We start from the raw sequence: 7,841 nt of genomic DNA, 5'->3' as shown, positions 1-7,841 counted from the left end.
GGGTAGGGGTGGGGGTATCCGTAGGGCGCAAGCCTTTGCCCACATGCGATTGCCTGCGCCACTCGCCGTCAGTTTCCAGCCGCGGCAATCAGCCTTTGCGCCAGACCGAGCGTCAGGGCGTCGAAATGCGAGATGACCGCCGAAGGTTCGAATTCGCGGACATGGCGGTCGGTGTAGCCGAAATCGACCGCCACCACCGGGATGCCGGCGGCTTTTGCCGTGTCGATGTCGGTTTGCGAATCGCCGACCATCAGCGCGCGGTGCGGGTCGCCGCCGGCCAGCTTGATGGTCTCGATCAGATGGCGCGGGTCGGGCTTGCGGAAGGCGAACGTGTCCTGGCCGGCGATGGCCGCGAAATGTTTGGTCAGGCCGAGCGCCTCGATCAGCGCCAGCGAGTTGGCTTCGTATTTGTTGGTGCAGATGGCGAGGATATAGCCGGCCTTCTCGAAGCGCGCGATCGCCTCGACGACACCGGGATAGGGGCGCGATTTGCCGGGGATGTTGAGCGTGTAGTGGTCGAGGAAAAGTTTCAGCAGCCGGTCGTGCTCCTCGACGGCAAGCGATCGCTGATGGGCGGCGTGCGCCCGCTCGATCATCACCCGGCCACCGTGGCCGACAAAACGCCTGAAGCCGGCTTCGTCGACCGCCGCGATCTCGCTGGCGGCCAGGCTGTGGTTCAGGCTGTCGAGCAGGTCCGGCGCTGTGTCGATCAGCGTACCGTCGAGGTCGAACACGATGATCGGTCGGGTCATGGTCTGTCCTGGGCAGGTGTGCAATGGGCAGGCGATAGCGGCTGCGGCGCGTCAAGGCAAGCGCGGGGCCAGTTCGTTCAGGCAGGGCCTGCCCATCAGGCCGGGCATTCGCGGCGGGCCGTCCGATATGGAAAAACCCGCCTCGACGGCGGGTTGTTGGCGCAAATCAGCACCATGGACAAAAATGTAGCATAGCTGCCCTCACCGGTCAAGGAAATAATTCCTATACAGGCATGACCTGGAGAAGCGCCGTCCAGGGCTTTGACCGGACCGGCAAAAATGCTACGAGCCCGGCAGCGAGTTTCCGGGGCAATTACCGACATGGATGCAAGGCAATTGAAGGTCGAAGCCGCGCGCGCCGCACTTGCCCATGTGAGCGACGGCATGCGGCTCGGCATCGGCACAGGCACCACGGCCGAAGAGTTCGTGCGGCTGCTTGCCGAAAAGGTCGCCACCGGCATGACCATCATCGGCGTGCCGACTTCGGAGCGCACCGCGTTGCTGTGCCGCGAGCTTGGCGTGCCGCTGTCGACGCTGGAGGAAACGCCAGAGCTCGACCTCACCGTCGACGGCGCCGACGAAGTCGACCCGGAACTGACCCTGGTCAAGGGCGGCGGCGGCGCGCTGCTCCGCGAGAAGATCGTCGCCGCGGCGTCCCAGCGCATGATCGTCATCGCCGACCGCTCCAAGATGGTCGAGACGCTCGGCCGTTTTCCGCTGCCGATCGAGGTCAATCCGTTCGGCCTGCGCGCCACTGAAATCGCGGTTGCCGCAGCAGCTGAAAAGCTCGGTCTTTCCGGACCGGTCACATTGAGGATGACGGGGGGGCAGGCTTTTGTTACAGACGGCGGCCATTTTATCCTCGATGCATCTTTTGGCCGCATTCCGGATACAAGAGCGCTTTCGAATGCTCTCCACGCCATTCCGGGCGTGGTCGAGCATGGTCTTTTCATCGGGCTGGCTTCAGCGGCCATCATCGCCGGCGGCGACGGTATCCAAACCGTCCATGCCGCCCGAAAACCAGGGAGTTTTACCGATCATGACGTTGCATAACCGGGTTCGCAGCCTTTCCGTCCTTCTGGCGGCCTCGGCCGTTTTCGCCTTCTCTTCGCCGGCGTTTTCGCAGGATGTCACGGAATCGCACCTGAAGGCCGCCCGCGCGGCGGTCGCTGCGATCCACGCGACCGACCCGTTCGACAACATCCTGCCGCAGGCAGCCGCGGCGCTCGAATCGCAGCTGATCCAGAAGAACCCGGACATGCAGGAACTGATCGGCAAGACGATCAGCGAGAAGGCGCTGGCGCTGGCCTCGCGCCGCGCCGACCTCGAGAAGGAAGCAGCACTCGCCTACGCAAAAGTGTTCTCCGAAAAGGAACTGGCCGACATCGCCGCCTTCTACAATTCCGATTCGGGCAAGAAGCTGCTCGATAGCGGCCCGACGGTGACCCGCGAACTGGTCAAGGCAGCCGACATCTGGCAGAACGGCCTCGGCCGCGATCTCGCCCAGCAGGTCGGCGAAACGCTGGCCGCAGCCGCCAAGGCAAAGGCGCAGGCAGCACCTGCCGCGCCCGCCGACGGAGCCGCCGCTCCGGCCGATGGCGCAGCGCCCGCCGACGGCGCGGCCCCCGCGGACAACAACTGATCCCGCATTTCAAATGGCCTTGCGGCCTCCCGCGAAAGCCCGGCCTGTCCGGGCTTTTCTTTTGATGGTTTGCGGCCTACCTGTCTGACATATTTCTGAAGCTTGGGAGCCGCGTCATGGCCGGTTACGACTACGATCTTTTCGTCATCGGCGGCGGTTCGGGCGGGGTCAGGGCGGCGCGTGTCGCCGCGGCTCTCGGCAAGCGTGTCGGCATCGCCGAGGAATACCGCTATGGGGGCACCTGCGTCATCCGCGGCTGCGTGCCGAAAAAGCTCTATGTCTATGCCTCGCAATTTCCCGAGCATTTTGCCGACGCCGCCGGCTATGGCTGGACGGTGCCGGAAGCCAGTTTCGACTGGCAGACTCTGGTCGCCAACAAGGATCGCGAGATCAGCCGGCTGGAGGCGATCTACGTCAGGAACGTCGAAGGCGCCGGGGGCGAGACCTTCCACTCGCGCGCCATAATCGTCGACCCGCATGTCGTGCATCTGCTGGGTGAGGATCGCACCGTCACAGCAGACCAGATCCTGATTGCCACCGGCGGCCGACCCGCGGCGCATCCGGCGCTGCCCGGCCATGAACATTGCATCTTTTCCAACGAGGCTTTCGACCTCAAGGAACTGCCCAAGGCGATCATGATCGAGGGCGGCGGTTACATCGCCGTCGAGTTCGCCAACATTTTTCACGGTCTCGGCGTCGACACCACGCTGGTCTATCGCGGCAAGGAGATCCTCAGCCGGTTCGACATGGACCTGCGGCGCATGCTGCACGAAACGATGGAAAAGAAGGGAATAAGAATCCTCTGCCATTCCGTGTCCGAATGGATCCGCAAGCGGCCGGACGGCCGGCTCGACGCGCTCGTCAGCGGCGGCGAGGTGCTGACCGTCGACCAGGTGATGCTGGCCATCGGCCGCATTCCCAACACCGAGAATATGGGCCTGGAAGGCATCGGACTGGAGATGACCAAGACCGGCGCCATCGCCGTCGACCAATATTCCCGCACCAACATCGACAGCATCTGGGCAATCGGCGACGTCACCAACCGCGTGCAGTTGACGCCGGTGGCGATCCACGAGGCGATGTGTTTCATCGAAACCGCCTTCAAGGGAAATCCGACCGCGCCCGATCACGAAACGATCGCCACCGCCGTCTTTTCACAGCCGGAGATCGGCACCGTCGGCCTGTCGGAGGACGATGCCGTCAAACGCTTTCCCGACATCGAGATCTACCGCGCCACATTCCGGCCGATGCGGCACACCCTGTCCGGGCGCGACGAGAAGATGCTGATAAAGCTGGTGGTCGATGGCGCATCGAAGAAAGTGCTTGGCGCTCACATATTAGGGCCGGACGCCGGCGAGATGGCGCAGCTTCTCGGCATCCCGCTGAAGGCCGGCCTGACCAAGGACGATTTCGACCGCACAATGGCCGTGCATCCGACAGCGGCGGAAGAACTGGTCACCATGTACAAGCCGACCTATCGCGTGAAGGACGGCGCGCCGGTGGATTGACGGCAAAGCCGGACTGCGGAACTCCGCCGCGGCAAGGTATTTGCCGCGGCGGAGATAAGGAAACGGCTACAGCAGCGTGCCGCGCAGGATCACCAGCGCCACCGAAAAGTAGATCACCAGCCCGGTGACATCGACCAGCGTGGCGACGAACGGCGCCGATGCGCTGGCAGGGTCGAAGCCGATACGTTTCAAGGCGAACGGCAGCATCGACCCCGACAGCGAGCCGAAGGTGACGATGCCGACCAGTGCCGCGCCGACCGTCGTGGCGATCAACGGCCAGTGCGGGCCATAATCGTAGAAGCCCATATATTGCCACAGCGCGATGCGGCAGACGCCGACCACGCCGAGCATGACGCCCAGCACGAGACCGGTGGGCAGCTCGCGCAGCGCCACCCGCCACCAGTCGCCAAGACCGATCTCGCGCAGCGCCAGCGCGCGGATGACCAGCGAGGTCGCCTGCGAGCCGGAATTGCCGCCGGAGCTCATGATCAGCGGGATGAACAGCGTCAGCACGATCGCCTTCTCCAGCTCGCCCTCGTAGCTCTGCATGGCGTTGGCCGTCAGCATCTCCGAGATGAACAGCGCGCACAGCCAGCCGCCACGTTTCTTGATCATGGCGAGGAAGCTCATCTTCATGTACGGCTCGTCCAGCGCCTCCATGCCGCCGAAACGGTGCGCGTCCTCGGTCGTCTCCGCGATCATCGTGTCGATGATGTCGTCGATGGTGACGATGCCGAGGATCTTGCCATGGTCGACGACCGGAACGGCGAGCAGATCGTATTTGGAGATCGTCTGCGCCAGGGTTTCGCGATCTGTCAGCGGACCGACCGTCACCGGAAGATGATCCGGCGCCACCGTCATGATCGAATCGTCGGGCTCCCCGGTGATCAGCCGGCGCAGACCCGTCGAGCGTACAAGCAGGTGCGTTTGCGGATCGACGATATAGATCGCGTACACGGTTTCGCGCGTCCGCTCCACCTTGCGGATGTAGTCGAGCGTTTGCCCGACGGTCCAGTCCGAGGGCACGCTGACGAACTCCGTGGTCATGATCGATGCGGCGCTGCCTTCGGGATAGCCGAGGATGGAGAGCAGCGTTGCGCGCAGCGGCGGCGCAAGCCCGCCAAGCAGCTCGGAACGGGCCGGCTCTTCCAGCTCGCGCAGGATGTCGGCGGCACGGTCGACCGACATCGCGGTGAGCAGCTTGCCCGCCTTGGCGCGCGGCAGCGCCTCCATGAGTTCGGACGCGCCGTCGAGTTCCGGCTGATCGAAGATCTCGACCAGACGTTCGAACGTCACTTCACAGAGCAGTTCCGTCGCGGTCTCTCGAGGCTCCCTGTTCAGGGCCTCGACAATGTCGGCGACGTGATCGTTGGCTAGGATACGGGCAATCGCGACGGCCTCGTCGCTGGCTACGGCGGTAAATTCGTTCATGGCTCACTCCTTGCCGTCCGGCAGGACATGAACCATGTGAGGTCACGTCAGGGCGGACGGCTGTTGCGTTCGACTGTGACTGTCGCCAGGCATGGCGCGGTGACCTTTCCGCTTGCGGGTTCGCGTTTTTACTATCTGCAAGCGGGCGCAACATAGGAGCGCGCCTTGCCGTGTCAATCGCGGTGAGGAGGGAAAATGCCGACGAGCGGCCAAGATCGCGAGACTGTGATCGCCGGCGCCATTCGACCAGGCCGACCAGGGTGGAATAACCGTTATTTCTGTTTCAGCCGGCGCGAGAAGCGCAGCCACTTGTCTTCGACCGGCCTTGGGACCGGCCTTGGCTGCACCAGAATGGTGGTGAGTTCGGCGGGCAGGGTCGGAACCAGCGGCTTCTTGGTGGCGACGCCGTCGGCGATCGCGACGATGCTATGATAGAATTCGCTGCCCGTCATCGATCTCGGCGCCACCGCCTCGTGCATGACGCTGATCACCGTGACATCGGGACAGTTGTCCTTGATGGCCTGGTGGAAGGCGACCTTGCCGTCGGGGTCGAGCGCGCCGGTCGCCTCGTCGAGGAACAGCAGCCCCGGCTGCTGCAGCACGATGCGGGCCACCACCAGCTTCTGTTTCTGGCCGCCCGACAGCACCTGGTCCCAGCTTTTGCCTTCGCGGCTTTCGTCGGCCATGTGCTCGATAAAGTCGCCGAGCCCCGCCTTGTGCAGCGCCGACGCGACCTGCGCGTCGCCATGGTCGCGCTCGGAGCCCGGAAGGCAGACCAGTTGCTTCAGCGTCACCTGCTGCAGCTTGACCTCCTGGGCGGCATAGAAACTCTTGACGCCCTCGGGGAAGACGATGGTGCCGCGGCCATAGGGCCACAGGCCGTTGATCGCCTTGATCAGCGAAGTCTTGCCGCAGCCGGACTCGCCCTTCAGGAAAGTCCATTCGCCGCGCCGGAAGCGCAGATTGGCGGCGCTGAGGAAGGGCGTCGCATCCTCGCCTTGATGCGCCAGTTCGAGCTTCTGGATGGTCAGGCCAAAAACTGGGTTCTGGCTGGTGTAGTGGAAATCGGAGCGGCCGGTCTGGCTGTAGAATTCTTGCGGATGCTGGACATTCTCGATCGCCTGCGCCAATTCGATGACGCGCTGGCTGTTGGCGCGCAACGTTGCGATGTTCGGCATGACGTGGATGAACCAGGAGCATTGACTGATCAGCGAATTGACCAGTTCGGAGCCGGTTATGTAGCCCTTGAGATCGAAACCGTTGTGGATGAACGGCACCAGGCCAGGTCCATAGGCGACAATGCGGGCGCCAATGAAATTGTAGATCAGCTCGAACGAATTGTAGCCTGTGTTGACGATATTCAGCCGCGCCCAAGTGCGGTCGATGTCGACATAAAGTCGATTGTGCATCGTCTTCTGCACATCCTCGCCTTGCGAGGCCGCGACATGGAAGCTGCGACGCAGGAAAGTGGTCAACTCGCCGCGATAGCTGCCTTCGGATTGCTGCATCCTGACGTTGAGCCGTTCCAGCAGACGACCCAGTTTGACCGCGATCCAAGTGTTCAGCGGCACGTAGGTGGCGACCGCCAGGAAAGCCAAAACCGCGCTGCCGTAGCTGCCCAGAAATTCCAGCCCTTTCACTTCCGCCGAGTTTTCAAGCAATTTCTGGCCGACGAAATAAAGCGATGTGGCAACACCCAGGACGCCCATGGCGAGGCCGATGGCTCCGCCGGTCATGTCCTTGATCGATTCCTGGACGCGCTGATCGATGTTGTCGGGAGCGGCATTGCCGGACGAACCATGCTGGGCGTGGAAATGCGTATGATTGGTGTCGAGCAGCGCTTCGTTGAAGCGGCTGTCCAGCCAGCCGCGCCATTTGCGGTGCAATGTCGCTGACACGAGGCTGCGGATGCCGGTGAAGCCGGCGTCCTTGAGCACGACCAGCAGCACCAGGACGCCGGCATTGACCAGCAGCGAGCGAAGCGGCGTGGTGTTGGCGGCGTCATGGAAGAAGGCGATCGAGTTGACCAGTTCGCCGGAGGCTTCGGCGAACCAAACACCGGCCTTGCTGGACAGCGCCGTGAGCAGTGCGATCACCAGCGTCAGCGTCCAGGCTTCCTTCCAGCGGTCGGAAACCCAGTAGGCCCGCATCAGGCCCCAGAAGCTGCGCATCGACGACACCGGCGTCAGAAGCGATCGCCCTGCGGCATCGCGAGGTGTTTTTTCCGGTACTGACTCTTGCGATGGTCTACCGACCCGAATCACGATCCCGCCCAAACCTTTTTTCTTTTGTTACGGATGGTAACACCAATTGATCATTTTCCATTAATTTAAAACCGGGCCGACCGGATTGCCCCGGCAGCCGTTGCCGTGAGGCAACAGATTACACGCTGAAATATAGCGACAACGATAGGCAAAAATCACGATATCGCTTTTGATTTCAAATGTTTGAGTTGGAGAAACGCAACGTTGGAACGGCTTCCCTTAGGGAAGTGTTTCACACGGTTTT

Annotated in this window: 6 protein-coding genes; 3 read left to right on the top strand and 3 right to left on the bottom strand. The window is 62.8% G+C overall.

What is annotated here, in order from left to right:
- Positions 1-68: 68 nt before the first annotated feature.
- Positions 69-752, bottom strand: a complete 684-nt coding sequence (locus tag EOA13_RS30900) for a phosphoglycolate phosphatase (RefSeq protein ID WP_127297194.1) — start codon at positions 750-752, stop codon at positions 69-71.
- Positions 753-1,073: 321 nt separating this feature from the next.
- On the opposite strand from EOA13_RS30900, the gene rpiA reads away from it, so the two are divergent.
- The 3 genes from rpiA to gor all read left to right on the top strand — a co-directional run bounded on the left by rpiA (position 1,074) and on the right by gor (position 3,902).
- Complete coding sequence (gene rpiA / locus EOA13_RS30895; protein ID WP_127297193.1) at positions 1,074-1,805, top strand: ribose-5-phosphate isomerase RpiA; 732 nt, start codon at positions 1,074-1,076, stop codon at positions 1,803-1,805.
- Positions 1,792-2,394, top strand: coding sequence for a DUF2059 domain-containing protein (locus EOA13_RS30890; protein ID WP_127297192.1), 603 nt, complete (start codon positions 1,792-1,794; stop codon positions 2,392-2,394). The genes rpiA and EOA13_RS30890 overlap by 14 nt, the downstream gene beginning before the upstream one ends.
- A 116-nt stretch (positions 2,395-2,510) precedes the next feature.
- Positions 2,511-3,902 (top strand): glutathione-disulfide reductase, encoded by a 1,392-nt coding sequence (gor, locus tag EOA13_RS30885; RefSeq protein ID WP_127297191.1) that lies wholly within the window; start codon positions 2,511-2,513, stop codon positions 3,900-3,902.
- A 66-nt stretch (positions 3,903-3,968) separates the two neighbouring features.
- Here the strand turns inward: gor and mgtE are convergent, their stop codons facing one another.
- Together mgtE and EOA13_RS30875 are read right to left on the bottom strand one after the other, a co-directional pair.
- Positions 3,969-5,333, bottom strand: coding sequence for a magnesium transporter (gene mgtE / locus EOA13_RS30880; RefSeq protein ID WP_127297190.1), 1,365 nt, complete (start codon positions 5,331-5,333; stop codon positions 3,969-3,971).
- Positions 5,334-5,605: 272 nt separating this feature from the next.
- Complete coding sequence (locus EOA13_RS30875) at positions 5,606-7,504, bottom strand: ABC transporter ATP-binding protein/permease (protein ID WP_164780439.1); 1,899 nt, start codon at positions 7,502-7,504, stop codon at positions 5,606-5,608.
- Positions 7,505-7,841 lie beyond the last annotated feature (337 nt).

The sequence above is a fragment of the Mesorhizobium sp. M7A.F.Ca.US.011.01.1.1 genome (assembly GCF_003998295.1).
Taxonomy (GTDB): Bacteria; Pseudomonadota; Alphaproteobacteria; order Rhizobiales; family Rhizobiaceae; genus Mesorhizobium.
Note: the sequence above shows the minus strand (reverse complement) of the source record. Positions and strands in the feature narration are given on the sequence as shown.

Coding starts and splice junctions, on each gene's coding strand:
- mgtE (WP_127297190.1), bottom strand. CDS start 5,333: ATGAACGAATTTACCGCCGTAGCCAGCGACGAGGCCGTCGCGATTGCC.
- rpiA (WP_127297193.1), top strand. CDS start 1,074: ATGGATGCAAGGCAATTGAAGGTCGAAGCCGCGCGCGCCGCACTTGCC.
- EOA13_RS30890 (WP_127297192.1), top strand. CDS start 1,792: ATGACGTTGCATAACCGGGTTCGCAGCCTTTCCGTCCTTCTGGCGGCC.
- EOA13_RS30900 (WP_127297194.1), bottom strand. CDS start 752: ATGACCCGACCGATCATCGTGTTCGACCTCGACGGTACGCTGATCGAC.
- EOA13_RS30875 (WP_164780439.1), bottom strand. CDS start 7,504: ATGCGCAGCTTCTGGGGCCTGATGCGGGCCTACTGGGTTTCCGACCGC.
- gor (WP_127297191.1), top strand. CDS start 2,511: ATGGCCGGTTACGACTACGATCTTTTCGTCATCGGCGGCGGTTCGGGC.